At 54.2% G+C, this 24,644-nt stretch carries 23 protein-coding genes and 2 pseudogenes; 9 read left to right on the forward strand and 16 right to left on the reverse strand.

Annotated features, from left to right (window positions below):
- Positions 1 to 6: 6 nt before the first annotated feature.
- The gene (locus tag KO486_RS12625; RefSeq protein ID WP_216037642.1) at positions 7 to 1,092 is read right to left on the reverse strand and encodes a glycosyltransferase family 4 protein; all 1,086 of its coding nucleotides are present in this window, start codon (positions 1,090 to 1,092) and stop codon (positions 7 to 9) included.
- Positions 1,093 to 1,230: 138 nt separating this feature from the next.
- Here KO486_RS12625 and KO486_RS12630 point away from each other — a divergent pair, with 138 nt between their 5' ends.
- Together KO486_RS12630 and KO486_RS12635 are read left to right on the forward strand one after the other, a co-directional pair.
- Positions 1,231 to 2,178, forward strand: a complete 948-nt coding sequence (locus tag KO486_RS12630; protein WP_216037643.1) for a glycosyltransferase family A protein — start codon at positions 1,231 to 1,233, stop codon at positions 2,176 to 2,178.
- Positions 2,175 to 3,161: a glycosyltransferase family 2 protein gene (locus tag KO486_RS12635; RefSeq protein ID WP_216037644.1), complete on the forward strand. Its 987-nt coding sequence runs from the start codon at positions 2,175 to 2,177 to the stop codon at positions 3,159 to 3,161. Before KO486_RS12630 ends, KO486_RS12635 begins: the two co-directional genes overlap by 4 nt.
- Positions 3,162 to 3,258: 97 nt before the next feature.
- Here the strand turns inward: KO486_RS12635 and KO486_RS12640 are convergent, their stop codons facing one another.
- From KO486_RS12640 to KO486_RS12685, 10 genes are all read right to left on the reverse strand, one after another.
- Positions 3,259 to 5,547, reverse strand: a complete 2,289-nt coding sequence (locus tag KO486_RS12640; RefSeq protein WP_216037645.1) for a hypothetical protein — start codon at positions 5,545 to 5,547, stop codon at positions 3,259 to 3,261.
- Between the two features lie 58 nt (positions 5,548 to 5,605).
- On the reverse strand, positions 5,606 to 7,741 hold the full coding sequence (locus tag KO486_RS12645; protein ID WP_216037646.1) for an Ig-like domain-containing protein: 2,136 nt from the start codon (positions 7,739 to 7,741) through the stop codon (positions 5,606 to 5,608).
- Positions 7,741 to 7,974, reverse strand: coding sequence for a hypothetical protein (locus KO486_RS12650; RefSeq protein WP_216037647.1), 234 nt, complete (start codon positions 7,972 to 7,974; stop codon positions 7,741 to 7,743). Before KO486_RS12650 ends, KO486_RS12645 begins: the two co-directional genes overlap by 1 nt.
- 108 nt (positions 7,975 to 8,082) lie before the next feature.
- The gene (galE, locus tag KO486_RS12655) at positions 8,083 to 9,069 is read right to left on the reverse strand and encodes a UDP-glucose 4-epimerase GalE (protein WP_216037648.1); all 987 of its coding nucleotides are present in this window, start codon (positions 9,067 to 9,069) and stop codon (positions 8,083 to 8,085) included.
- Positions 9,066 to 9,926: a sulfotransferase domain-containing protein gene (locus KO486_RS12660; RefSeq protein WP_216037649.1), complete on the reverse strand. Its 861-nt coding sequence runs from the start codon at positions 9,924 to 9,926 to the stop codon at positions 9,066 to 9,068. The genes galE and KO486_RS12660 overlap by 4 nt, the downstream gene beginning before the upstream one ends.
- The gene (locus KO486_RS12665; RefSeq protein WP_216037650.1) at positions 9,923 to 10,480 is read right to left on the reverse strand and encodes an HAD family hydrolase; all 558 of its coding nucleotides are present in this window, start codon (positions 10,478 to 10,480) and stop codon (positions 9,923 to 9,925) included. The genes KO486_RS12660 and KO486_RS12665 overlap by 4 nt, the downstream gene beginning before the upstream one ends.
- Positions 10,477 to 11,187: a nucleotidyltransferase family protein gene (locus tag KO486_RS12670; RefSeq protein ID WP_216037651.1), complete on the reverse strand. Its 711-nt coding sequence runs from the start codon at positions 11,185 to 11,187 to the stop codon at positions 10,477 to 10,479. Before KO486_RS12670 ends, KO486_RS12665 begins: the two co-directional genes overlap by 4 nt.
- Entirely contained in the window at positions 11,184 to 12,308 is a 1,125-nt protein-coding gene (locus KO486_RS12675; RefSeq protein WP_216037652.1) for an NAD-dependent epimerase/dehydratase family protein, read from the reverse strand. The genes KO486_RS12670 and KO486_RS12675 overlap by 4 nt, the downstream gene beginning before the upstream one ends.
- Positions 12,309 to 12,341: 33 nt before the next feature.
- A complete protein-coding gene (locus KO486_RS12680) occupies positions 12,342 to 13,328 on the reverse strand; it encodes a GHMP kinase (RefSeq protein ID WP_216037653.1) in 987 nt (328 codons plus the stop codon).
- The gene (locus KO486_RS12685) at positions 13,325 to 14,533 is read right to left on the reverse strand and encodes a glycosyltransferase family 4 protein (RefSeq protein WP_252734766.1); all 1,209 of its coding nucleotides are present in this window, start codon (positions 14,531 to 14,533) and stop codon (positions 13,325 to 13,327) included. The genes KO486_RS12680 and KO486_RS12685 overlap by 4 nt, the downstream gene beginning before the upstream one ends.
- Positions 14,534 to 14,811: 278 nt before the next feature.
- Here KO486_RS12685 and KO486_RS12690 point away from each other — a divergent pair, with 278 nt between their 5' ends.
- The 5 genes from KO486_RS12690 (at position 14,812) to KO486_RS12710 (ending at position 20,180) form a co-directional block, all read left to right on the forward strand.
- Complete coding sequence (locus KO486_RS12690; RefSeq protein ID WP_216037655.1) at positions 14,812 to 15,888, forward strand: Gfo/Idh/MocA family oxidoreductase; 1,077 nt, start codon at positions 14,812 to 14,814, stop codon at positions 15,886 to 15,888.
- Positions 15,885 to 17,204 carry a Gfo/Idh/MocA family oxidoreductase gene (locus KO486_RS12695; RefSeq protein WP_216037656.1) on the forward strand — a complete coding sequence of 440 codons (1,320 nt, stop codon included), beginning with the start codon at positions 15,885 to 15,887 and terminating at the stop codon, positions 17,202 to 17,204. Before KO486_RS12690 ends, KO486_RS12695 begins: the two co-directional genes overlap by 4 nt.
- 91 nt (positions 17,205 to 17,295) lie before the next feature.
- Complete coding sequence (locus KO486_RS12700; protein WP_216037657.1) at positions 17,296 to 17,886, forward strand: SIS domain-containing protein; 591 nt, start codon at positions 17,296 to 17,298, stop codon at positions 17,884 to 17,886.
- Positions 17,887 to 17,889: 3 nt separating this feature from the next.
- Positions 17,890 to 19,080 carry a glycosyltransferase family 4 protein gene (locus KO486_RS12705; protein ID WP_216037658.1) on the forward strand — a complete coding sequence of 397 codons (1,191 nt, stop codon included), beginning with the start codon at positions 17,890 to 17,892 and terminating at the stop codon, positions 19,078 to 19,080.
- 122 nt (positions 19,081 to 19,202) lie between these two features.
- Positions 19,203 to 20,180 (forward strand): hypothetical protein, encoded by a 978-nt coding sequence (locus KO486_RS12710; protein WP_216037659.1) that lies wholly within the window; start codon positions 19,203 to 19,205, stop codon positions 20,178 to 20,180.
- A gap of 124 nt (positions 20,181 to 20,304) precedes the next feature.
- Here the strand turns inward: KO486_RS12710 and KO486_RS12715 are convergent, their stop codons facing one another.
- The 3 genes and pseudogenes from KO486_RS12715 to KO486_RS12725 form a co-directional block, all read right to left on the reverse strand.
- Positions 20,305 to 20,700, reverse strand: a complete 396-nt coding sequence (locus KO486_RS12715; protein ID WP_216037660.1) for an adenylyltransferase/cytidyltransferase family protein — start codon at positions 20,698 to 20,700, stop codon at positions 20,305 to 20,307.
- Entirely contained in the window at positions 20,697 to 21,806 is a 1,110-nt protein-coding gene (locus tag KO486_RS12720) for a CDP-glycerol glycerophosphotransferase family protein (protein ID WP_216037661.1), read from the reverse strand. The genes KO486_RS12715 and KO486_RS12720 overlap by 4 nt, the downstream gene beginning before the upstream one ends.
- 108 nt (positions 21,807 to 21,914) lie before the next feature.
- Positions 21,915 to 22,019: pseudogene (locus KO486_RS12725) on the reverse strand (IS5/IS1182 family transposase); the annotation flags it as partial.
- A gap of 144 nt (positions 22,020 to 22,163) precedes the next feature.
- Here KO486_RS12725 and KO486_RS16485 point away from each other — a divergent pair.
- Positions 22,164 to 22,302: pseudogene (locus KO486_RS16485) on the forward strand (ISNCY family transposase); the annotation flags it as partial.
- 236 nt (positions 22,303 to 22,538) lie between these two features.
- Here the strand turns inward: KO486_RS16485 and KO486_RS12735 are convergent.
- Complete coding sequence (locus KO486_RS12735; protein WP_216037663.1) at positions 22,539 to 22,814, reverse strand: hypothetical protein; 276 nt, start codon at positions 22,812 to 22,814, stop codon at positions 22,539 to 22,541.
- Positions 22,815 to 22,926: 112 nt separating this feature from the next.
- Positions 22,927 to 23,367, reverse strand: a complete 441-nt coding sequence (locus tag KO486_RS12740) for an acyltransferase (RefSeq protein ID WP_216037664.1) — start codon at positions 23,365 to 23,367, stop codon at positions 22,927 to 22,929.
- Between the two features lie 665 nt (positions 23,368 to 24,032).
- Here KO486_RS12740 and KO486_RS12745 point away from each other — a divergent pair.
- The coding region (locus KO486_RS12745) for an aminotransferase class III-fold pyridoxal phosphate-dependent enzyme (RefSeq protein WP_216037665.1) at positions 24,033 to 24,644 on the forward strand (612 nt) is incomplete at its 3' end.

The raw sequence follows: 24,644 nt of genomic DNA on the forward strand, positions 1-24,644 counted from the left end.
GCGGCATCAGGACGTACCGGCAATCTTCACAAGAGCCGCTTCAAATGCTTTCGCGGCATCATCCCAAGTGTAGCTTCGCGCCTGCTCATAAGCGGCGTCCGACATTGCCTGCCAGTCATCAGGGCTACGTTCCAGAACGTCTATCAGCCTTGCGCCAAGTGCTTCGGCATCTTCAACATCAACGATGTGTCCGTTTACACCTTCTGTCACAACTTCAACCGCCCCGCCGATGCGGGTACTCACAACCGGACACCGGCACCCCATGGCTTCCAGAGGGGGTAGGTGAAATCCTTCGGCACGACTGCCGCAGAGCCAAACGTCGCATTGCGCATAAAGCTCGGGGATCAGATCCTGACTTGGTTGTTTGTAATACTGTGTTACCGGCGGCAGCGGCAGATCAGGGGTCGGATCCTTGGCGCCAAAGGCCACGACCTTGAGGTCAGGAAAGGCTGCACGGGCGATTTCAATGGCCCTAAGACTGATATCCAACCCTTTGAACCGCACATTGGAATATAAAAGACCGACTGTTGGCTGTGCATTGCGGGCCCGAGGGGGGGCATTGAAATGGTCGGTATCGACACTGTTTTCAACTTTGACAACGTCGGTGTCGCCGTATTCATCCGCCATGGTGTCGACCAGCCAGTCGGCAATCGTAATTTTGTTCAGTGGCAGGTAATAGGTGCTACGCGTGATGTCCCACGGCAGGTGATCGTGGACCTCGTGGTGTTGCACGAAATAGACCTTTGCGCCTTTTTCAGGGGGCAGGGCGGCCACCTCAAAGGCGGTGCGCCACCATGTGGCGATCACGGCATCGGCGTCGGGCATATGGTCGGGATCAATAGGAAAACCTGCTGCCACTTCGACATGTCGGGCACCCATATCATCATAATAGGCCGTCCGGCCGGGAATGTCCCATTTGTCTTTGGTTCCGGTCAGTTTGTATTTTATCCGCCGCCGCAATGAAGGCTGGAACGGCAGGCGTGACACCACTGTTACATCATGTCCTCTTTCCAACAGCTTTTTGGCATAGATTGACACGACCCTGTTTCCGCCGTTGGGGCGCACAATCGGGTTGAGAAATGTGATCTTCATGTATTTTAACCGATCCTGTCGCAACAAAAGTATAAAAGATACCCGTATCAGACCTTACAGGGCATATGTCCAGCGTGCATGGCCTGCAGGGTCTAATATAACCTTGTCGCATCTGGTTTGAAAAGCTAGACATTCGAAATGGATAGGGCCCAATCTCGCAGTTACGTCATCATTTCGCCGTGCCGAAACGAGGCGGCATTCATGCGGCGAACATTAGACAGTGTCGTCGCCCAGACGTGCCCTCCGGCGCTTTGGGTGATCGTTGATGACGGTTCAACCGATGAGACCCCGCAGATTTTGGCCGATTACGCGGCCAAACACGACTGGATCAGGATCGTTCAAAAACCCGACAGGGGGCACCGCGCTGTCGGACCTGGTGTGGTCGATGCGTTTTACGTTGGATTGGATGCAGTGCCGAATCGCGAGAGCTTCACCTATCTGTGCAAGCTCGACCTCGATCTCGATTTGCCGCCGCGGTATTTCGAAGAATTGATAAGCCGCATGGAGGACGATCCGCGTATTGGGACCTGTTCGGGCAAACCTTACGTGATGCGCCACGGGCAGTTGGTGTCCGAACGACGGGGCGATGAAATGTCCGTCGGCATGACAAAATTTTACCGCCGACGCTGTTTTGACGCGATCGGTGGGTTTGTGCGCGATGTGATGTGGGATGCTATTGATTGCCACAAGGCGCGTCAGTTGGGGTGGCGTGCAGTGAGCTGGGACACCCCAGAATTGCGGTTCGAACATTTGCGCCCCATGGGGTCCAGTCAGGTTTCAATCTATGAGGGACGTCGCCGGCATGGATACGGGCAATACTTCATGGGCTCGGACCCGTTTTATTTTACTGCAACAGCTGCGTTTCGCGCATTGGAACCACCTTATGTTTTGGGTGGGCTGGCGATGATGCAGGGGTATTTCGGGGCGATGGTGCGGGGCAAGCCGCGACTGGATGATCCTGAACTCATCGCGTTTATTCGTGCCTATCAACGTCGCGCTCTAACACGTGGGCGTGCGGCGGCCATTGCAGACATTGACGCAAAACAGCGTGTGGCGTTTCCAAGCCCTGTCGGGGCGAGATCATGAGCAACGTCGCGATCTGCGCTCTGATGAAATACGAGGCGCCCTATATTGTGGAATGGGTGGCCTATTATGATCTGCTGGGGTTCAAGATGATCGTGGCCGACAATGGCGGCAATGACGACACCTCCCGCCTTCTGTCGGCATTGGATGCGGCTGGCATCATCGACCGCGTCGATTTTCGATGGTGTACACGCAAACCGCAAATCCCCGCGTACCGTGCGTTGGCTCGTGCGGCCAAACAGCTAGATTATGATGTCATCGGATTTTTGGACACCGATGAATTCTTCACCAGCGATTTTCCGATTACCCGCATCACGCCCGATATCGGGGCAAAGTACATCGCCGGTTTGTTTGAAAACCCCGACGTGAACCAGTTTACCTTTCACTGGACCTGTTATGGCAGTCAGACCGTCAGCACTGATAGCACGCGTCCGGTATTGGAACGATTTGAACATCATGCCGATGGGGATAACCCTTGGAACTTGTGGCCCAAAAGTTTTGTGCGCACCAATAAGTTGTTGCGCACCCGCGATCTGTTGGGCATCGGGCCGAACATAGATTCAGTGCATTTCTTTCCAGTTAAAAAGGGATGGTATATCGATGATTTGCCTGCAAAAACATACTGGAAAAAGCCTACAGTGCGCTACAAACGTGGCCGCGTGTTACACTATCAAAACAAAACCTGGGAAGAATTTCAGCGCAAGGTCGTGCGCGGCGACGCGACAACGGACCTCGCAGTAAACAAGAACAACCGCGATTATTTTGACAAGCATGACTACAACGCTGACCGTACCCGCATAGACCCAAGTGCTATCGCGACATTGGTTGCGCGTATGGCGGTGATCGAAGATAAAATTACCCCGCACATGGATGCAGGTGAAAGTGCGCGGTTCACAGCTGCTCAGTCGCGACGCATGGCGCGCGGCATATCAGGGCAGTATACGCGCAAGGCGATGATTGCCCTGCGCGGTTGGGTCAAGAAGTGAACAGCCCCTCGTACTAAAGACGGAAAACCAATAGGACCAACCATCGCCTTCACCAAAGGCTTGAACACATACCGAGCGGTTGCGCACCTGCGTGGCGCTAAGGCGTCATAGCGCCTTGTGAAATCGGGTTAGAGCGCGCGGTACCGTCGATAAATTTATTTGGCATGACAAACTGCCCGGCCGCACTCTGCCACGCTGCCGATTGGTTGTTTGCAGGCACGGCGAGGGGCACGGTTAGACCGTCCTGAGCAACACTAGTATCCATTGCGGGTAGCTTTGAATTTCGGTGCAGCTTCAATTTAGCGGTCAGGCTTGGTGACGTTCCATCAATGCCCCAAGTATAACCAGACGTATTGGTGATCACGACATTTGTGGCGTCTGCGAAACTCACAGTGAAATGGCCTAGATGTGCGCAAAAATAGCCAATGCCGCCAATTGCCAGTGTGTGCTGTGTGTCCGTACCAGCAAGCGATTGCCAATATGCCTGATCGGTATCCGTCTCACCGTTTACGTCAACTGTTTGATCACTCCCAGCCCCCGGTGCGGGGGTCAGTCTTTGGTGAATATCTGCATAAGGCACAGAGAGGGTTGCCCCGTTCGCGATTCCCGCTTCTGGCAGTGTGACAATAACAGGTTCAAACCCAGCGCGAACACCCTTGTACCGCAAAACCACATCAGGGACGTCACTCGTTAGGTCAAGAGGTGCGGAACCGACAACGGGAGTGCTAATATTGGGTTCGTGATACACGTTATTTTCCTCCACATAACTGGTGAACCCCGAAATAGAGAAGGGGGAATATGTCTTCGATCCCTTTTGCGTGTCGTTTCTCATAGCCGCGATAGTGTTGCTGTAACACGCAATTGGCGCGTCCTCATTGTCATCCTGTGAGTTGTTTGGATTAAACGAAAACATCTGATATTCGGAGCCACCACCCTGCCATGTTTGAACTGGTGGGATGTAACCATAATTTCCGCGAACTGTTGTTCCGCCTCTGTGGGAGGCAACAAAACTACCGTAAAATGTCGGACTAGCGACCAATAGGTTGCGCTGAACAATATGGTTCCCCGGCAAATCCTCTGTTTTAGAGACCGCCCCTTCAAGGCTGATCATCATATAACCACCCTCCATCACATTCCTGTCGATACAGGACCACTGGTCATGAAGAGCAGATGCCGCTGCACGTAAGCAATGCTGATCGGCTCCAGACCATCCAGTGCGTGAGAACAAGTCATTCATTGCAAAGTAATTGCCTGTAAGGTCGGCAACTCGGCAAGGCCCGTGCTGGTTCATCATAGCGACAGTTTTTTGACCGCCATTTAGAGCGTCTTCGTGTTGCACGATGCGGTTTCCTACAATGCCGCAGGTGTCACCATCGCCGAACACAAGCAGCATCCCGTATTCTTTCCAATCGGTAAAGGTGCAATCAGTGACCATGTATCTATTGGACGTGGTTCCTCGGATACCTTGGCCCAGCGTCATCCCTGTATACATGTTCGAAAAGTCTAGATCATGGAACAGGAACCTTGCGTTGAAATATTTATTTTGACGAATGAACACCAACTTATCGAGGCCCCAAAGACCTGTCTCTGATGTCGAGTCCCAATACGAACTAAGTTTTATGCCCGTAACAATGATAGTATTTGCAGTGGAAATATCATTGAACTCAATGCAGGCATCACCTGCAATAACACCGTCTTTGATAGTGGGCGGGCGCAAGAGCGGTTTCTCGGTAGAGGGGCCAAATCCGCTGATGTAGTTAGCCATCTTTTTCCACTCAAGGCGCAAGATCATATCGTCAAACACCTCGCCGCGCTTGAATAGGATACGGGTATTAGGGGTTGACCCCCGTGCAGAGACAGCAGACTTCAATGCAGCAAGTGTTGTCACATTAGTTGAGCCAGAGGGTGCACCTGTAAAGTCATTGACATAGGAAACACAGATCGTCGCAGTCGTGGGGTACTCAACATCAGGATCAGTGACAGTGATCGTTTCTGTGGCGGCAACTGCGGTGTTTCCGTCCTTGTCGATAACCACAAGGTCAATGATGTAATCACCCACTTCAGTAAGGCAGAACGCACTTTCTTGACAGTTAGCAACATTAGGATCGTTCCATTCAGAAGGCATGTTTTCAGGGGCGTTGAACGGCGCCAAAGGTTTGCCGCGGACCTCCCAATAGTAGAAATATTCATGGAACTCCCCCCGATAAACATTCCCTGTCAGGCTGAACGGGGCCAGACCCTGGATGTTGACCGCCTTTACCCAGACCTGCGCAGGCGCGACCAAAATATCCGGTACTGATAATTCAATCTCGACCGTGGCGGTCGCATTGACACCCCACGCCTGCACAGTACCGCTGCGTGTCTGGCCATTTTGGTTTACGCTCAACGCGACAGTTGACCCGCTAGAAAAGCCCCGAAAACTAAATCTTCGCATATGGTGCTCCTTAATTTCTAATGACGCTCACGTTCTTGAATGCTCCACACATACCGAACCGACCGAACGAAAAGTAGCCACCACGGCCTGCTGTGTCGTTTGTCGTCGCCGTTCCAATAACGCTATCGCCGTTCATCCTGTCAATCGTCACAGAGGCCGGTGTGACGGTTATTCTGTATGTGCCTTCTTCTCCGGTTGCAAAAGCTGCACCGTTGTAGGTGGCTTTTAAAGTATTGCCCGTATCAGAAGGGCGATAAATTTGCGCACGTCCGTCTTTCCTGAACAATACATTATAGGCGTTGTCGGACTGACCCGCTGCATCGGAATATGGCAGGTCTCCCAATGCATCATCATGCAAAGCAACAGCCATCCACTCTGATGTGTTGTTTGCCGTCTGATCGAACCGAACTGTAACGTTCAGAACGTAGTCGTCGTTCGCTTTATCCTCAGATGCCGTTGCCCAACCTTGCAAGACATAATCTTTCTGACCGTTTGCAGGGGCGGCCCAACCAAAATACCCGCCCGTCAAGATCGTGCCACGCCGTACCGCACTCCTATTGCCTATGCTTATACCGGCATCAAGGGGTTCTGAGTGATGCAACATTCCAGTCATCCACAGCCCGTTGTCCCAAGTGTCTTGGGTGACGGTGTTTGCCCCTTGCAAATAGGTAGCGTCGTCTGACCAGAAGCCGATGACATTGCTATTATAGGCAAGCAATTCGGCTGCGCGGTGGCGGCGGTTAACCGTCCAAAACATCACCTTGAAACCAGCGTTAGCCCAGTCGTCCGTCGTCGCCTGAGAATTGTCACTGCGCAGGCCAACCCATCCGACACCAGCAGACTGCGCAGCAGAAAGAAGGCCAGTCCCTGAACTGACGAGGATGAGGCTTTCGTAGCCTTTATCAATGGCCTTTCCTGTGCCCGTAAGATGGTTAAGATCGAAAGACCCAACAAGTGCGTTTTTGAAGCCAATTCCTGCAGAAACAAACTCAGAAACTAGGGTTATATCAGCGCCGTCGGCTTTGATTTGAGGTGTATAAATCGCCTCGTTGCCGAACGCAGAAATTAAGTCACCCTGAAGTATCGGGCTGGCGGCGCCTGAATTAAAGGTGTTTTCTGTCGTGTCGATAGTGAGGGCACGCCAACTTGCGGTGTCAAACGTAGATACGTCACCTGTCCCATCCGTCATCAAGGACACATCCGCGTCGTGTGTAACGGCCAGAGCACCGTCAGAAAGGCTGTAAACGTCACTGTCTACGCCCACAACGCCCGAGTCAAAAGCCGCCCGCGCGCCCTCCAAGGTGTATTCTTTATTCATCATCAGGTTGCCACGATGGGCACTGAACAAGGGATTAGCGTTCGTGTAGCTGTCGGCATTGACCGATCCGAGAATAAGCTGAGGCGCGCTCGTTGTTAGATTAGTGCCATTTGCGTCCGTTGCGGTTGATATCACGCTCAATGTTGTGCCGACATCTGCGTTCGTGACGGTATAGGTCTGCGCAACCTCACCGCTGATCGCCACCCCGTCGCGCATCCATTGATAGCTGATTGTCGGAACACCATTGTCAGGATCGTAAATCCACAACGCATCTGCTGTCAGAACCTCGCCTTGATCCGCCAGACCGCTGATAAGAGGGTCCAGTACGCTGATCGGGCCAGCCGCCAAATTGGTGAGGTCAACCTGATAGGTACCCGCAAATATATCCGGCGTTGTGATCGTGACTTCGAGCAATCCATCTTGTGCATTCCCCACAAGATAATTGCTGTCGTCGGGGCTGATCGAAATTTGCGGATCTACGATCGTCACTGTGACGGCGGCACTGGCTTGCGCCCCTTCGGGATCTGCGATGGTATATGAGATCGTATCGGCTGCATCGGATCCGGACGGTGGAGTATAGATGATCGTCCCGTTCGGTTCGACCACGGCCTGACCGTGCGTGGCCGCCGCGGCGATCAATGTCAGAACACCGCCTTCAGGATCGACATCGTTGGCCATGACATCCAGCGTCACGGAACCGTCCCAGCGATCCACCGATACCTCGTCGTTTACCGCGATCGGGGGCTGGTTGCCCACGGGAAGCTGCGCCTTGAGCAACAGATGCGCCCAACCGATTGTCAGCCCGTAAGGGTCGGTCAGCATCTGCATCAAACAGCCTCGCGTGCGATCAGGGCCGTACCATTGCCTTCCTTGCGGTAGCGCACCGTCACACCGGCTGAAAGATGCAGGGCGTGCATTTCATGCAGCCACAGACCATCTGTCAGGTCTGGGGTATCTGTGGTGGTGATGAACACGCTGCCGGCGCGGTTCTGCCAGACTTCCGCAGCCGTCAAGGTGACAGGGTTTGACCATATGGTCGCGGCATCAGTGATAAGGGTCATGATCAGGTTCCTTTATGAGTATCTGGTTGACCCAAATTCTCATCTTGAACCGTTTACGTTGCCTTAGGGGTGCGAACGTTGCGTCTCCAGCATTCCCTTTTGCGGCCGTTAGTCGCCCCCATATCCGTTCGGATTTGCCTTGTGCCAGGACCAAGCCGTCTGGATGGTTTTTTCAATGTCGCTGTACTGAGGTTCCCAACCCAATTGGGTCTTCAGCTTATCTGGCTTGGCCACCAGACGGGGCGGATCACCGGGGCGACGTTCGACAATTTCGCGCGCGATGGTTTGCCCTGTGACCTTTTCGCAGGCCTCGATGATCTGCATCACCGACTGGCCGTTGCCGGTGCCAATGTTGAACACCTCCCGTGTGGTGACGTCTGTGGCCATGATCGCCAGCAAATGCGCCGAGGCGAGGTCTTGCGTGTGCACATAATCCCGAATGCAGGTGCCGTCAGGTGTCGGGTAATCGTCCCCAAATACCATGATCTTGTCGCGCTGCCCAAGCGGCACTTCAAGCACAAGCGGGATAAGGTGGTTTTCGGGGCGGTGATCCTCACCGTGGCGGCCATCGGGATCAGCCCCACTGGCGTTGAAATACCGCAGCAGCGTGAAGCCCATACCGTATGCTTCGGCGAAATCCCGGATCATCCATTCCACGGCCAGTTTGGTGCGCGCATAGGGTGAAAACGGGTCCTGCGGCGTGGTTTCGGACATCGTTTCAGACTCTGTCATGCCGTATGTTGCACAGGTCGATGAAAACAACAGTCGTTTCACATCCGCCGCGCGCATCGCGTTCAGCAGGCTCAGCGTGCCGCCGACATTGTTGCGGTAATGATATTCGGGGTCTTCGACGCTTTCGCCTACATAAGTGGCGGCCGCAAAGTGCATCACCGCATCGGCGCCGAAGTCTTTGAGGGTCTTGGTCAACAGCGCGGTGTCAGCAATGTCACCCACCACAAGGGGGTGATCGTCTACAGCTTCGCGATGTCCCATAACCAGATTGTCATAGGCCATGACCTCATGGCCCTGCGCTGCCACATAACGCAAACAGGCGCTGCCGACATATCCGGCCCCGCCGGTGATCAAAATTTTCATGGGTCTCTCCGGTTCTCGGTTAAAACAGTCTCTGCACAGGCGCGCAGAGCGTCAATATTGGTGATTTCGGTGCGTGTCGATGTCCGCACAAGATTTGCCGTGACAGGACTCGGCGGATGCCCAAGGGCGGCGCATATCCGGTCAATTGTCTTTTGATGGTCCTGCATTTGTTTCAGGTCGTCCTCATACTGGATGCGCAAATGGGGCAGGCGGGACATTAACAGGTCTTCGTAGTCGAGCACGGCGCTGTGGTGACGCAGCTGGCGTGCAAAGATATCTTCATCCACATGGACCACGCGGGGCCCATTGGTGGCAGCATTATCCGATTTGCGCATGTGATAGCCGTGGCCGGCTTGTGCCACGGTCAGCGACAGGGCCTGATCAAACGTATCGCGGCGCACATGGATCAAGGTGTAGTCATCCGCGACAAGCCCCTCAAGGAACTGTGCCGGATCGCGTATCATTTGGACTTCGAACATCTGATAGCTGAGGACCTTGGACCCATAAATCGAAGCCTGTTTGATCCCCGCCAGCTGGTTGAGGAACCGATGCGGTGCGCATACGGCGTGATGCAGAACCTCACCGTCGCAGTGTAGGCCGACCACCTGATTAAGCAATTCACGCAGCAGTGACGTGCCTGAACGTGGCCGCGCCACAATCAGGAATTTGGCTGGCGTGTTGCGCACCAACAGCGACTTAAGGGCGACACGTGCTTCAAACGCGTACCCTCGCCAAGATGCGCGGTCCTTGTGCCAGCGTCCCAACACATAAGGGTCCCCAATAGGATCTGTCTTATGGACCGGATGATCCGCAAGGGCTGCACGCCAGTCTTGTGTGGAAACAGATGTCTGGGTCATCTATCCGACCCTGACAGGATTACCTGTGCTGCGGCAGAAAGGTCCGCGACATCGTGGTCAATCGCGCCCGCGTCGTGGTCATAGGCGGCCCCGTACCCCGTGCGCACCAGCACCGTGGCACAGCCCGCATTGCGCCCGGCCAACATGTCCGACACCGTGTCACCCACCATAAAGGACGCTGCCAGATCAATCTGCATATCCTGCGCTGCGGCCAAAAGCATGCCGGGGCCGGGTTTGCGCATGGGGTCCTCGATCACCGTGGAATCCTTGATGCTCGGGGCGAGGGGGCAAAAATAGATGCCATCCACATCCGCGCCAGACGGGGCGAGTTGACGGCGCATTTCGGCGTGAACCTCATCCAGTCCCGCTTCGGTTAACTTACCGCGTCCGATGACCGACTGGTTGGTGATGATCACCACCCGCCAACCGGCTGTGCGCAGATCGGCAATGGCGCGGCCCGCACCAGGGATCACTGCCACATCGGCGGGATCGTTCAGATGATGTACCAATTCGATGATCGTGCCGTCACGATCAAGAAACACCGCCCCCTTCATAAGGCCAGGCCTTTGATGTCGTGCTGGGCCTGCGTTAGACTTTCGGGCGTGCCGATGTCGCGGTGGTACCCTTGATGTTCAAACCCGCGCATCCGGCCTACAAATTTCGGGATCACGTCAAACCCGAAATCGAACGCATCCATATCCGCGATTTCACGCCATGCTGCACGGCTCAGCACATACAGCCCCGCATTCGCGAGGTCAGAGTCAGGCACATCCGGTTTCTCAACAAAATCCGTGATCCGTCCAGCACCGTCCAATGTCGCGATGCCACATTTTTTGGGGTAGGGCGTGCGAAACAGCGCCATGGTCACCGGATCATCGTGCTGTCGGTGAAACGTCAAAAAGGCGTTCAAATCAATGTCGCTCAGGTTGTCGGCGTAAATCACGACGACCTCGTCTGCATCGTCGGCAAAGTTACGGTTGGCATGCAGCGTTCCAGCAGACCCTTGCAGCTCAGGTTCAAAGGCCTCGTGTAAGGTCACGGGGCGGGTCGCGTTGATCTGTGTGATATAGGCCCGCACGGGTTCCGGCAGATGATGGGTGTTGATCAATGCGTCATGAACACCCGCGTGCTCCAGCGCATCGACCCAGTAATCCAGCATGGGGCGTCCGCCCACCTCAATAAGGCATTTTGGCACCGTGTCGGTCAGCGGGCGTAACCGAGTTCCCAAGCCCCCAGCCAACAAAAGCGCACGCGTGGTCATCCGGCATCCACCGTCCGCACAACACCAAGGGCGGCCATCATCTTGTCGGATTGCTCAAGGATATCTTCGGCGGGGGCGGCGTCTTCCATCCAATCGCGGTAGGCTGACACACTGTCGAATGTGCTGCGCCCCGGGGCCCAACCAAGGGCCTTTAACTTGGACACATCCGACAAAATATGGCGCGTATCACCAAACCTGTATTTGCCAGAGGCGTCGGGCACATAGTCATTTCGTCCAAACACCTGCGCCACGGTGCTTGCAAATTCGGCCACCGTTATCGCGCGGTCCCCGCCGACGTTAAACATCTCGTAATTGGCGCGGTCATCTTCCAGAACATGCAGATTGGCATCCACTACATCCAGATAATTGACAAAATCGCGTACCTGTTGGCCATCTTCGTACAACACCGGATCACGCCCCACATGAAACGACAGCGAGAAGATACGGCATGCCCCCGAATAGGCATTATACAGGCTTTGACGTGGGCCCTGAACGATGGAATAGCGCATCGCGACGGACGGGATGCCATACATTCTACCCAAGTTCAGGGCGACTTTTTCCTGTGCGATCTTGGAGGTGCCGTAGCAGTTTTGCGGGTTGGCCACGGTTTCATCCGTCGCCTGATACTGCAGTGGGCCTGCCTGTGAGCCGCTTGCCTGAATATCCCAGACCCCGCGGCGCAATTGATCGTCAGGGCGCAATCCGGGCAGCACACGGGTGCCGTTTGCATCAAGGTAAAGCCCTTCGCCCAACGCCGCCTGACTGGATGCAACAATAACCTTTTGAATGGGAAGTTTTTCGCGCAGGATCAATTCATAGATCAAAGCGGTCGACGTCACATTGGTCGAAAAGAAGCGTGAAAACTCGGGCAGATAATCCTGAAAGGCCGCCAGATGATACACAGCATCAACGCCGCGCAGGGCCGCAAGCAAGGCCGCCTCGTCGCGCACATCCCCGATCATCAATTCGATTTCAGGATCTAGATAAGCGGGTTTTGCACCCCCGCGATGCACAGGCTGTTGCAGAATATCCAGAACGCGCACGCTGTGGCCCTTCGCCAAAAGCGCATCCGCCGTATGGCTGCCGATAAACCCCGCACCCCCTGTAATCAGAACTTTCATAGCGTCTCCAGACTTGATGCATCCGCGTGGGTCTTAAAAGGCATAGCGATCCGAAATAAAGATCACGCGACTACCACGGCGGTCGATGTTAAAGGGCAATTCACGCGGGTGGCCACAAGCGGCCCGGATCGCATCATGGGTTTCGGGCGGCGCCATGACCAACAAGAACCCGCCACCGCCAGCCCCCAGCAATTTCCCCCCCATCGCGCCGTGCGCGCGTGCGGTTTCATACCACTCATCCACACCGGAATTGGTAATCCCAAACCCGAGTGAGCGTTTCAAAAGCCAGCCTTCGTGCAGAATGCGCCCGAAATCAGCAAGGTTTCCGGCCCCGCCCATCGTCATGCGCAATTCACCAGCCAGATCACGCATTTCGCGCAAAACATCCAACTTGTTGGCACTGCCCTCGGATTGTTTTTTCAAGATGACGTCGGCGTCCCGACTTTGATCTGTGTACAGCAACAAGGTGTGCTTTTCGATCTGGTCCAGAAAAGCGGGATCGCAGGGCACAGGTTCCACATCAACGCTGTGATCAGGGTTAAAGCGGATATAGTTTACGCCTCCGTAAGCGGCGGCATATTGATCCTGTCGGCCGATCGGCTTGCCCAGAATGTCGATTTCGATTTCACAGGCTTTTTCGGCCAGCATCCCGGGTGACGTTACTTGCCCCTTGTAGGCATAAAGCGCATTCAGCAATCCCACAGCCAGCGATGATGATGACCCCATTCCAGTGCCTGCGGGCACATCGCCCACGGTGGTAATTTCGAGGTATTCGCCAAGACCCGTCATCCGCAACGCCTCGCGCGCGATTGTGTGTTCTAGATTGTCGATTCCATCGGCAATCTCAACACGGGTATAGGCCATGCGGGTGGTCTTATCGAACCGCGGCGACACGGTGACATACATGTGCTGGGCCACGCCCATGGACAACACGGCGCCGTATTCATGTTCGTAAAATGCGGGGAGATCCGTTCCACCGCCGGCAAAACTGACTCTGTAAGGCGTTTGGGTAATAATCAACGGGACGTCTCCAATGCGGTACGATACTTGTCCAAAAGCGGTTCAAGGCAGGTGTTGATATCAAACGTCTCTCTGACGTGCACATGACCGCTTTGGGCCAATTTTTGGGCAAGAGGCTCATCACCGTCCAACCGCTGGATTGCATCGGCGAGCGCTGCTGCATCACCCGGGGGCACCAAAAGGCCGGTCGTGCCATCAATCACGAGATCGGGATTGCCCACCAGATCGGTCGTGATCACCGGTAGGCCGCACGCCATTGCCTCCATGCTCAACTGGGGCAACCCGTCCACATCATTGTCCTCAGCCCAGACACAGGGCAGGCAAAACAAATCACCGCCATACATAAAATCGGGGATATCTTCCTGCTTGAGTGCGGTGCCCGTCATCTCGATATGATCCGATAGGCCCGCATTAGCAATTTTGGCCCGCAGGTCGGCTTCCAACGGTCCACTGCCACCAATCGTGCAGTGAAACGCGACGCCGCGCTTGGCCAAAAGACCACAAGCCTCGATAAGGTCGGCAAAGCCTTTCTTGTCGACCAATCGGCCGGCGGATCGGATTTGTAGTGGCGCACCCTTTGGGCGCACGCGCCGACGCGGCGTAAAGTGGCTGGTATCAATACCGCAATACACCACGTGCAACTTTGCCGGATCAGCCCCGTGATCCAGATAGAATTGACGGTGAAATTCGGAAATACAAATGATGAAATCGGCGCGCGCGATCTTGTCACGCAAAGCACATCGTTCGCGAAACAAATCGGCAGCATGGCCGGTAAAACTGAACGATGTGTCGGTTAACCATGCACCATACATCGCCACCGTGCCCGCGGAATGGATCCATTGCGAGTGGATATGACTGACGTCTTCGTGGCGCAGATGGGCCGCCCAATGACAGGCCACCACAAAATGCCAAAGCCCCACAGCTCGAATGCGCAGACTCTCTCGCTCCCCGCTCAGGGCGTTCCACAGGGCCGTAAAAAACCGCATCTTAAACCGGAACGGCGCCGCAAGAACGTTGAACGCTGTGGCAAGACGCGGCAGCGGGTAGATGAAATGCGTTTCCCGTCCCATTTGGGCGATGTCATCGGAGGAGAAGTAATTCTGATCGGAGCGGCCAAGCGCATGCAACTTGCACGGAATGCCGTCCCTGAGAACGATCCGAAGTTCGTTACCGACCCAGGCGTCGGCGATCCCTCTAATAGTCATGTAATGAATCATAATGGTGCGGATCGCCCGAGATTTGTTACCCCATTTCTCTAAACCAGGGGCCGGAGCAAGGCAAGCAAAGGGCGCGTTTAAGGGGTAATGTGGCCTTTTTACACACGGGGCTCCGCCGATGCGCTCTTGCCCATGCCGTAACGTCTGTGATTTATTAAGGATGGTCGTATTTTGGACCGATGTTGTTCGCGAGATTCTGTTTTGACGCTCTTCGTTTCACTTTGCAGACCGGCCCTATTTTCCGGCATCCACCGCAAGGCCGCAGGATGAGCGGCTTTTGCTGGGCTATCCTTGGAACAGGTGCCGTGTCGCGCAAGTTTGCATTGGGGTTGTCGGCCCTCAAGGGTAAGGCGGTTGTCGGCCCCGTGGCCTCACGCAATTCCGAAAACGCCACCGCGTTCTGTCGCACGCTGGACCTTGGCGCACCCATGGCCAGCTATGAGGATGCGGTGCGTGCGCCGGGCGTCGATGCAGTTTACATCGCGACACCGCCCGCCCAGCACGAAGAGCACGCGCTGCTGGCTCTTGCTGCCGGAAAGCCCGTGCTGATCGAGAAGCCGCTGTCGATGGATGCTGCGGGGGCAGGGCGCATTGCTGCTGCGGCCGATGCCGCGGGCCTGTTCGCGATGGAAGCCATGTGGACCCGTTTCCAGCCGCTGATGATCAAAATTTCAGATCAAATTCAGAACGGCTTGATCGGCACGCCCCGCGGGTTCCACGGAAAATTCCTTAGTCCCAATATTGTGGACCCCGCCACATCGCTGTTTTCGCAGGCCGGCGGCGGGGCGTTGCTGCACCGGGGGGTCTATCCACTGTCACTGGCACGCTGGTTTTTGGGGCCTGTCACGGACGTTGTGGCACGCGCGCGGATTGGTGACAGCGGTGTGGACGAAGACATCACCGTTCTGTTGACCCACAAATCCGGTGCGATTTCGGACATCCGCGCTAGTCTGCGTGCGGGGGATTCGAATGCCTGTACCTTGTGGGGCGACAGGGCGCGCATCGAGATAGCTGGTCCGGTCTGGCGCCCCACGCAGGCCCGACTGTTCCAGACCCCACCACAACTCGTGACCACCCCCACACCGCGCCGGTTTGAGGCGTTTCGCGAAAGCCGTGCAGGCCAGACCATCGCCACCCTGCGCGGCAAGCTTCGCGGAGGAGCGCGCAGCACACAAACCCTGAGCGCACCTTTCTTGGGCAACGGTTATGCCCATGAGGCGGACCACCTGATGCAGGCCGTCGCCGCAGGGCAAACACTGTCGGACGTCATGCCGCTGTCCCAATCTGTAGAGGTGCTCGAAATCGTGGACACCGCCCTGCGCCAGATTGGACGCACGCCATGAAAATCGGATTTATCGGTTGCGGTTATGTCTTTGATCACTACATGACCACGCTGGCGCGCCACCCCAGTCTAAAGATTGCCGGGGTGTGCGATATTGATGCCGCGCGCGCCACTCGTGTTGGTGATTTTTATAACCTCAAGGTCTATGACAGCGCGCAGACGTTGCTTGCGGATGCGACGATCGACACGGTCGTCAACCTGACGTCGATCCCATCCCACTACAGCGTCAGCCGCGCCATTCTTGAGGCAGGCAAACACCTGTACTCCGAAAAGCCGCTGACTATGACAATGGAAGAGGCCCACGCCCTTGCCGACCTTGCCAAAGCGCGCAACCTGCGGCTATCCGCAGCCCCGTCCAATGCGCTATCAGCCACGGTGCAAACGCTATGGAGCTTGGTCGATCAAGGGGCGGTAGGCGACGTACGCATGGTCTATGCCGAGTTTGACGACAATCCTGTCTATCTGTTGTCGCCCGAAAAATGGGTTTCTCGTTCGGGTGCGCCTTGGCCTTATCTGCACGAATACGAAATGGGCTGCACTTGGGAACATGCGGGCTATCATCTGGGCTGGATGTGCATGCTGTTCGGACCAGTGCGCCATGTCACGGCGTTTTCACGCAAGACCCTGCCAGACAAAACAGATCAACCGCTGGAGCCTGCGGGCACGCCCGATTTCTCGGTCGCGACGCTCGATTTTGAAAATGGTGTGGTTGCGCGGCTGACCTGTTCGATTGCCGCACCGGTTGATCACCGGATGCGCATCATCGGTAATCGCGGCGAAGTATCGGCCGATACCTATCGTCATTACGAGGCCCCCGTGCGGCTGGATCCGTTCGTGCCATTCTCGCTCAAGGCGCGCAATGCGGCGTCGATCCGGCGCCACTCGGTGCTCGGTGCGCTGTTCGGTGTGGGCGGCCGGCGTGTCCCGCTTTTGCGCACGCCGCCACCCGGCGACACATTGCTGCGTGACGAGATTGCAGGCCAGGGACCAAAGGCCTGGCTGAAACGTTTGCGTAGGCGCGAATTCGGGCAGCAGGACAAATGCCTCGGGTTGGCGGAATTGGCCGATGCGATCAATACGAATCGGGCGCATTTCCCCAGTCCCGCTTTCACGCTGCACATCACCGAACTGACGCTGGCGATCCAAGGCGCGGGACCGGACGGGGCATGCCAGCGGCTGACGACACGATTTGACCCGATGCAGCAATCCCCGCAGCTGCGCGCCGCCGCCCCCGATTACATTAAATGGACGCGCCTTGGGCCTGTGCCGCGGTTTTTGTCAAAAATTCTGTCTCGCGCAGGGGCCCGGCGCGCGTAATGTCTTCATTTTGACATAAGGATGGGTATCCTAAACACGCAGGCCCATAACGACACATGATCCGCGTGGCACAGTATATAAAGGCATAACAATGACATCTAATGATTTTCAAAAATTTACGACATCCTATTACAAAAAATTCGCCGATACGCTTTTGTCGTTCGACAAGGGACCACTGGCCGATGTGCTGGCCGTCTTTGACGCCGTTGTGGCACGCGGCGGCACCGTCTGGATGGCCGGAAACGGCGGATCTGCCGCGATTGCGGACCACTCAGTCTGTGATTGCAGCAAGGGCACCCATGTGCCCGGAACCCAACCGTTTCGCACCATGTCTCTGGCGTCCAATGTGTCGATCCTGTCGGCTCTAGCCAACGACGTCTCTTATGACGATGTCTTCTCTGAACAACTGAAATACTATCTGACCGACAAAGACGCCCTGTTGGTTGTCAGCTCGTCCGGCAATTCGACAAATGTGGTTAAGGCTTGCGAATATGCCAAAGCCCAAGGCGTACCGACGATTGCTTTCGTGGGGTTCAGCGGCGGCAAGCTGGCCGACATCGCCGATACTGTCATCCATATCGAGATCGACAATTATGGTATCGTCGAAGACACCCATCAGAGTCTAATCCATATGCTGACCCAGTATATGCGTGCTCGGAACGAAGCGGCGGTTTCGTCCTAAAATATGGCCCAGAACACTTGGTATTCAGCCCCCAATCTGCACCGTACTGACGCTATACCTGACGGAAAAATCGGGGTGGGCGTCATTGCACCCAACTATGGGCTTGAGCATGTGTCCTACTTGATGGACGTGCCGCGTTACGCCCACACAGTGGTCCGCCGTGTTCCGCTTCAACGGCTTGAACGTAAGCGGTCCGGTAATTTCTGGGGCAATACCCCGATTGTGGTCCGGCCGCACGTCCCGCTACTGCATACGTTCAACATGCTGCCAATGAACGGCCCGCCATTTGTCGTCACGCTTGAGGCGCGCTTGCCGTTCTATCTGGGTCCGCACCGCGACTGGCAGCACAAGATTGGCCATGCGATCCTTGGCTCGGACCGGTGCCGTAAGATTCTTGCGTTCAGTGACACCGCCGCCATGCTGGCACGGCGCAAGTTCACCGCATTGAACCGCCCAGACATCGTCAATAAGATCATCACCTTTCGCGGTGCAGTTCTACCGTCCGACACCGAACAACCGCGCTCAGACCCGAAACCGGACGCCCCGCTGCGCCTGATTTTCGTGGGTGCCAACGGGTTGCGAAAAGGCATCATTCCGCTTTTGGACGCGATCAAACAGGTGCGCGGCGAGGGGGCTGATATCACGCTGACGGTCGTCTCATCACTGCCGCAACGCGACTATATCAATCCGCAGGATACCACCTCCGCCGACATCGTGCGCCAGCGTTTGATCGACACGGATTGGGTCGACTATCACGCCAGTATGCCCAATCCGGACGTGCGCGCGGCTATGCGTGACCATGATCTGCTGGCATTCCCGACGATTGACGAAACCCTCGGTTGGGTGACCATTGAGGCCGCGATGGAAGGTATCGCCACACTGGCCTCCAACGCCTTTGCGCTACCTGAATTGGTCGAAGACGGTGTCACAGGTCGGATCGTGCCGATCCCGCTCAACGAAAATTGCAAATGGACAGGTTTTGACGCACCGGACCGCAGCGCGGCCTTGATGGACACCTACGTCATGCTGCGCAACGGGTTGGTGGACGCCTTGCGCGACGCTGCATCCGACCCCGCAAAAGTTCATCGCTGGGGTCAGGCCGCCCGGACGCGGCTGATGGCGATGTATGCCCCAGACGCCGCAGCCCTGCGACTGCAGCAGATTTACGACGAGGCACTTGATGTGTCAGATTAATTAGTTAGCACGATTTAACATAACATACCTTATAAGAAAATTGCATGTGCCCAGGGCACATTCTAAACTGGGAAGTGGCTTTTCCACTAAAGTTAGATAAATTAGTTCTAAGAGGAAAATCAATGCGGATCATATTGCACCTTGGAACCTACAAGACCGGAACCTCAACCTTCCAAAACTTCCTATTTGAAAACCGTGATTTCCTACTGGACCAAGGGATATTACATCCGCGTACGGGCATTACGAATACACAAAATCTAGGCCATCGTCACGCGCCTTTGGTTCTAAATTACCTATCAGGCAAAAGTGACGCCTGCCCTGCTGCCCTTCTGCATGAATTGGAAACGTCAACCGCACACACCGCCATCATTTCGTCAGAGGCGTGGTCAAATCCGCTGCACTTTTCGCACCTTACACGGTTTGTGACGAGTTTAGAAGAAAATGGCTATACTGACATTACCGGCGTTCTCGCGCTGCGAAATATCGTTAATTATCAAGTCAGCCATTACCGCGAATTTATCGTAAATCAAAAAAACAGTCATAATTATTGGCGGTATGTCACTAGAGATATTGGAACATTCAACTATCTTTTTTTGGCACGAACATATAGATCTATTTTTGGGGATAACTTTTTAGCGCTGCCCTTTGATGGTAGCGCCGATATTACCATAGACCTTTTCCAAAAAATGGGCTTTGGGCATCTTTATAATGAAATGAAACGCGCAGAGCGCGCCAACGTAAAATCTGTGGGCCCTCTTGAAGTTGAGGCTATGCGCTGCGCCAACTTACTAAGCGTACACAAGAAGTCCGCGCTTTCAGCATTGTCTTCTGTCCTTTCTCAAGACAGCAACGTTAAAAAACAAGTCTGGACCGAACGATTTATCGGAGACACACCCGAATTTTCTACAGTCTATCGCAAAAACCTCAGTAATGAACTAGACTGGAGCGATGCCGCGATTGATATTCTTTTGGGTCAAGTCGATCCCTACGGACGCAACGTCCAAGAAGTTAGCGATGCTATAATCAGCAATTTAAGTTCCGGCTTTACAACAAGAATATTTCAGGTGCGCCGCTTAGTAAAACGCTTAATACAACCTTAGCTAGTCCGCTGATGCAGGCAAACAGTCTGAAATCAGCTTACACAGGCTACCCAGTCTAATAAAAATAGATTACATCGAGATTATATCGAGTGCTTGGTTTCAATGACGTAGTAAAAAAATACTATTATTCAATATTTTTAACAATTTCAATAATTTCAGTTGTTGAAATAGCCGGGGTACGAGGTAGATATTTTACCTCGCATTGAGAGGAAAACATATCGAACTTTCCGGTCCAGTCATCCCCCATAACAAGGATATCTGCACTATATTGCTTCAAATATCCTCCCTTCAAGTCAAGCGATTCTTCAATAAAAACCTCATCAACGAACCTGAGTGACGAAATTATTTTCAACCTTTGTTTTTCAGAATAAATAGGATTTCTGCCCTTCTTCGAAAAGTTCAACTGATCAGATGATATACCTACACAAAGGTGACTTCCGAGAGCCTTTGCACGCTCAAGAATATTGATATGGCCAATATGAAGTACATCAAAAGTTCCAAAGGTAATAACACGTTTCATTTTCTCTCCGCATATTTTTCAATTAAACTCACGATGGCCGTTGTCGCATTACCAGGGTTATATAGCATCACATCAAGCAGTTGACATCGTTCAAGTGCATGTGCGGTGGGCTGGGCTATACTTTTCATAAGGGCGTCGTGAAAAGACCCCGGATCAGAAACCTCAAAGGAGGCACGCCTTGTCTTCTCAATAATATCTTCCGCATCGTAAAACCCTGCCACCCCATCCTTGAGATACAACAGGATCGGGCGGTCAAAGATCAAAAATTCATACAGAACAGAGCTTATATCGCTCATCAGAATATCGGCTTGCGGCAACACATCATAGATGCTTGTCCCCGGCCCCGAGTGAATTCTAATCGCAGGATTGGTTGCTTCGGCCTCGTCCAGAAGCTGTTTTATCTTCGGATTTCCCTGACGCCCGCTAGACATCAACAAGGGATGGGGTCGGATGATGCAGTCACAGACATCTTGCGCGATGATGGCCTGAATAATTGCGCGATCCGCAGAAATCTGTTCGGGGTCTGCGCTCCAGCTTGGTGCATAAAGCAGCACAGGGCGGCCCTTCTTCTCATGTGATGGTTCTACAGTGGCTTTATCGTCACGAACAAACACATCTAGCGCCGGCAAGCCTGTCGATACTATTTGTGCGCCCGGTTTCAAGAATGGCCGCTGATGATCCGCAACAAAAGGACTTGGTGCCAATATCACATCAAATTTTGCAAGCTTGGGCGAGGCAAAATAAGATACCTTAGGGCCGATCCCGTGCAAAAAGAACACCAGCTTTGTTGTTGCAAACCAGCTAGGTGGATCGATAAATTCCGTTGTTAAGAACATGTCGACCGGTTTCAGGATATGCTTTTTCAAGTCCTTCTTATGGACAATTTCGACTCCCTCAACTGGATCGATATGCGCGCCCTCAAATGCGATAAGTTGGATTTTGAATGCAGGGTCTGCCGCCAACTTTTCAATAAGGGGGCGCAGGTGGAAAAAGTGGAAATCATTGGGACATGCCACTAGTAATCGGTATGGGCTTTTCGCAGTACGGAAAACTCCGAGCGCTAGACAATAAAGCTGGTAGAAAACTCGGAAAATACGGCGGCTCATAGACTTCCTTCTTTGTGGTCCAGATGCACCGGTCATCGATTTGACTAGACTTTTCTGGCTTTGAACAAGGGCATTAATGATCAAGTTTATATAGTTCGAGATCCGGTCTCACAACCAAAAGAGGGCGGTAGCTTCGAGAGCGAAGAAGAAGGCGGTTGGCGATCTGTCATAGCAGGTTAAGACGCGACGCCAGTCCTTGATCCTGCCGAACATTCCCACGAAAACGGCCTCGACTCTTCGGAAAGTAAGGCCGCAGACAATCCATTTGCTAAACTATCTTTTCTACAATGCCTATGCTGGGTCTGATTTTTCGCAAGATCAAATGCAATGTTTGCGCTATTGAAGAACTGCCGCGCTCCGGAACTAGCCGCTAAGATACTGGCGGAGCACCACGCTTTCACGGTCTCACGCGAGACGTTGCGCAAGCGGATGACCGACGATGGTCTATGGCTGTCGCGTATTTCATCAACCCAGATCACGACGGGAATGCTTTGGGGCCGGATTTGCCTCCACGTGCTCAGGTCGGAATCAACATAACCAAGGCTGCTCGCGATACACTTTTGGGCCAATACATCGAGCAGGTTCTGGGAAATCCGGCTCAGAGTGGTCTTGGTGACGAAAAGGATCGTTCCTTCGGGCTACAAAGCCGCCCACCCCAATAAAGATCCCGATCTGCGACCTCTACAAGTCGTGGATGGATTAGGGCCAAGTTTGCTTGATCCGCCTTGTGGATCAAGCGCTTTCTCCCTTCGCTGATGGTGCGCTCATGTGTCGTTCCAACGCGTCGATTTCGGCAACCTGTTCATCGCTCAAGACATCGCGGTATTTGGACAAGGATTCAATTTTTGGCGTTTCAACAAGCGTTAACGCGCCAAGGGTCGCGGCTTCCTCGGCGCTAAACACGCGGGCAAACTCTGTCGAGGGATCCTTGACCAGCGCCTCGTAGCGCACAGCGCGCAATGCTCCGTTCAGCAATCGAACAGTAAAATGCGTGCCAGAACGGCCCATTCCCACGACAAATACAGCGTTCGTAATATTTCCTATGCATCAGTACCAATGTTTGGGGACACGTTAGGCAACTTATTGGGGAAGCGCACTGTTTTTACGAAAACACGTCACTCTAAAACAGATCGGCGTAGCCTTCGCGCCGCAACGTCGGGGCAAGGCGGGCGCCAAATACCTGAACGCCGTGTGGGCTCCATTGGTCACGGTCGCGGTAAGTCAGCTTGTCGTCCACGATAGCATCTTGTGGCAACACGGTCCTAATAGCCTCTGCATAGGACAGATAAGCGACACCGCGCTCATCCAGCGTTGAGGCTGCGACCACGAGCACGAGAGCAGGTAAGATCCGGCGGGCGCGGCGTTCGTAGAAGTGCACGATGGAAAAGCGGTCGCGCTGAAGATCCTCCAAAAGCAGCGATGTGATCAAGAACCCCGAAATGACGAAGAACACATCAACGCCGACGTAGCCGCCCGCAAACCCCGGCAAACCGGCATGAAACATCACAACAGGCACCACGGCGACCGTGCGCAGACCATCAATTTCTTTGCGGTAGATCATGAGACCAACAAACCCTTTTTGTCGCCCTGCTAGGTCTTGTCTTAAAATTCCGTTTGGGGTGGAGAGAAAACGAGATTGGCCTGAAGCTCATCCCATATATCTTAACGATTTATTAACATTGAGCATTGGAGGGTTACGCTGCGCTGCACCGCTGCAGCCCTAGTGAGTGGCATGCGAAGAAAGCCCCCCTATTTCCTGCCGCCTTCGTGCGCCTCCAGATCGATGTCTATTGGTGGTTGAAAAGCCCCCTGATAAGTCTTCAAAATTTTCTTCAGCTTTGAAGAAGGTTTGAGACGGCAACAGCCGACTCAAACCCACGGTCAATGCCATCCTGAACGAGCAGAACCGGCCTTTTACCGCCCAAATACCGCAATAACGGGCAAAAACCTGCCTTTTAGGCACAATTCTTTGCGCAACGGTTGTCATGCGGGCTATGACCCTGCCATGTGGCTCTGTAAACGTTAACCACTCAGTGTAGTAGAAGAACCGAAGGGATAGCGGTTCCTCGAACGTGTAAACCATCCATCAAAAAGCGTGTCTAGAAACGCCCACATTACGTCCTCAATTTGGCCGTACTTGGTCTGTCTAGTCACAATACGAGGTACTAGGACCGAGCAGTTGTTCAAAGAAACGGCGCTTGTTTCATCGAAAGGGATTGAATTAAGATGGACGACACTACACCAGCTCTGAATCCGGCACGCGCCGAATTGCTCCAGATGTTTGCTTTGGACGCCAAGATCGTACGTGGCACCGGATTTTCGCTTTATGACGAAGACGATCGTGAATACCTTGATTTTCTGTCGCAGTATGGCGCGCTTCCTTTCGGCCATAACCCTCCACGTCTTTGGGACGCGCTGAATGCCGCACAGACCGAACAACTGCCCTCCCTTGTACAGCCATTGATCCCGGTCGAGGCTGAAAAGCTAGCCCAGCGACTGGCCGATATTACACCGGGTGATCTGTCCATCACCACATTTGCCAATAGTGGCGCCGAAACCGTTGAGGCCGCGATTAAACTTGCGCGGATCCGGACTGGTCGCACAGGCATTCTCTCCACACATAACGGGTTCCACGGTAAGACCCTTGGCGCATTGTCGGCCACCGGCAAACCTGTCTATCAAAAAGGGTTCAATGCCCCCGCCCCCGGGTTCGACTATGTCGAATACGGAAATCTGGATGCGCTGCGCGAACGGCTTGATGCCGCATGGGCCGGAACGGCTGCGTTTATCGTTGAGCCTATTCAGGGCGAAGGCGGCGTGATCTGCCCGCCTGACGGG

This window comes from Octadecabacter sp. B2R22 (assembly GCF_018861045.1).
Lineage (GTDB): Bacteria > Pseudomonadota > Alphaproteobacteria > Rhodobacterales > Rhodobacteraceae > Octadecabacter.

Coding starts and splice junctions, on each gene's coding strand:
- KO486_RS12665 (WP_216037650.1), bottom strand. CDS start 10,480: ATGAAGGGGGCGGTGTTTCTTGATCGTGACGGCACGATCATCGAATTG.
- KO486_RS12635 (WP_216037644.1), top strand. CDS start 2,175: ATGAGCAACGTCGCGATCTGCGCTCTGATGAAATACGAGGCGCCCTAT.
- KO486_RS12695 (WP_216037656.1), top strand. CDS start 15,885: ATGAAAATCGGATTTATCGGTTGCGGTTATGTCTTTGATCACTACATG.
- galE (WP_216037648.1), bottom strand. CDS start 9,069: ATGAAAATTTTGATCACCGGCGGGGCCGGATATGTCGGCAGCGCCTGT.
- KO486_RS12660 (WP_216037649.1), bottom strand. CDS start 9,926: ATGACCCAGACATCTGTTTCCACACAAGACTGGCGTGCAGCCCTTGCG.
- KO486_RS12735 (WP_216037663.1), bottom strand. CDS start 22,814: ATGGGCCGTTCTGGCACGCATTTTACTGTTCGATTGCTGAACGGAGCA.
- KO486_RS12690 (WP_216037655.1), top strand. CDS start 14,812: ATGAGCGGCTTTTGCTGGGCTATCCTTGGAACAGGTGCCGTGTCGCGC.
- KO486_RS12740 (WP_216037664.1), bottom strand. CDS start 23,367: ATGATCTACCGCAAAGAAATTGATGGTCTGCGCACGGTCGCCGTGGTG.
- KO486_RS12715 (WP_216037660.1), bottom strand. CDS start 20,700: ATGAAACGTGTTATTACCTTTGGAACTTTTGATGTACTTCATATTGGC.
- KO486_RS12710 (WP_216037659.1), top strand. CDS start 19,203: ATGCGGATCATATTGCACCTTGGAACCTACAAGACCGGAACCTCAACC.
- KO486_RS12645 (WP_216037646.1), bottom strand. CDS start 7,741: ATGCAGATGCTGACCGACCCTTACGGGCTGACAATCGGTTGGGCGCAT.
- KO486_RS12685 (WP_252734766.1), bottom strand. CDS start 14,533: ATGACTATTAGAGGGATCGCCGACGCCTGGGTCGGTAACGAACTTCGG.
- KO486_RS12650 (WP_216037647.1), bottom strand. CDS start 7,974: ATGACCCTTATCACTGATGCCGCGACCATATGGTCAAACCCTGTCACC.
- KO486_RS12625 (WP_216037642.1), bottom strand. CDS start 1,092: ATGAAGATCACATTTCTCAACCCGATTGTGCGCCCCAACGGCGGAAAC.
- KO486_RS12630 (WP_216037643.1), top strand. CDS start 1,231: ATGGATAGGGCCCAATCTCGCAGTTACGTCATCATTTCGCCGTGCCGA.
- KO486_RS12675 (WP_216037652.1), bottom strand. CDS start 12,308: ATGAAAGTTCTGATTACAGGGGGTGCGGGGTTTATCGGCAGCCATACG.
- KO486_RS12705 (WP_216037658.1), top strand. CDS start 17,890: ATGGCCCAGAACACTTGGTATTCAGCCCCCAATCTGCACCGTACTGAC.
- KO486_RS12670 (WP_216037651.1), bottom strand. CDS start 11,187: ATGACCACGCGTGCGCTTTTGTTGGCTGGGGGCTTGGGAACTCGGTTA.
- KO486_RS12720 (WP_216037661.1), bottom strand. CDS start 21,806: ATGAGCCGCCGTATTTTCCGAGTTTTCTACCAGCTTTATTGTCTAGCG.
- KO486_RS12700 (WP_216037657.1), top strand. CDS start 17,296: ATGACATCTAATGATTTTCAAAAATTTACGACATCCTATTACAAAAAA.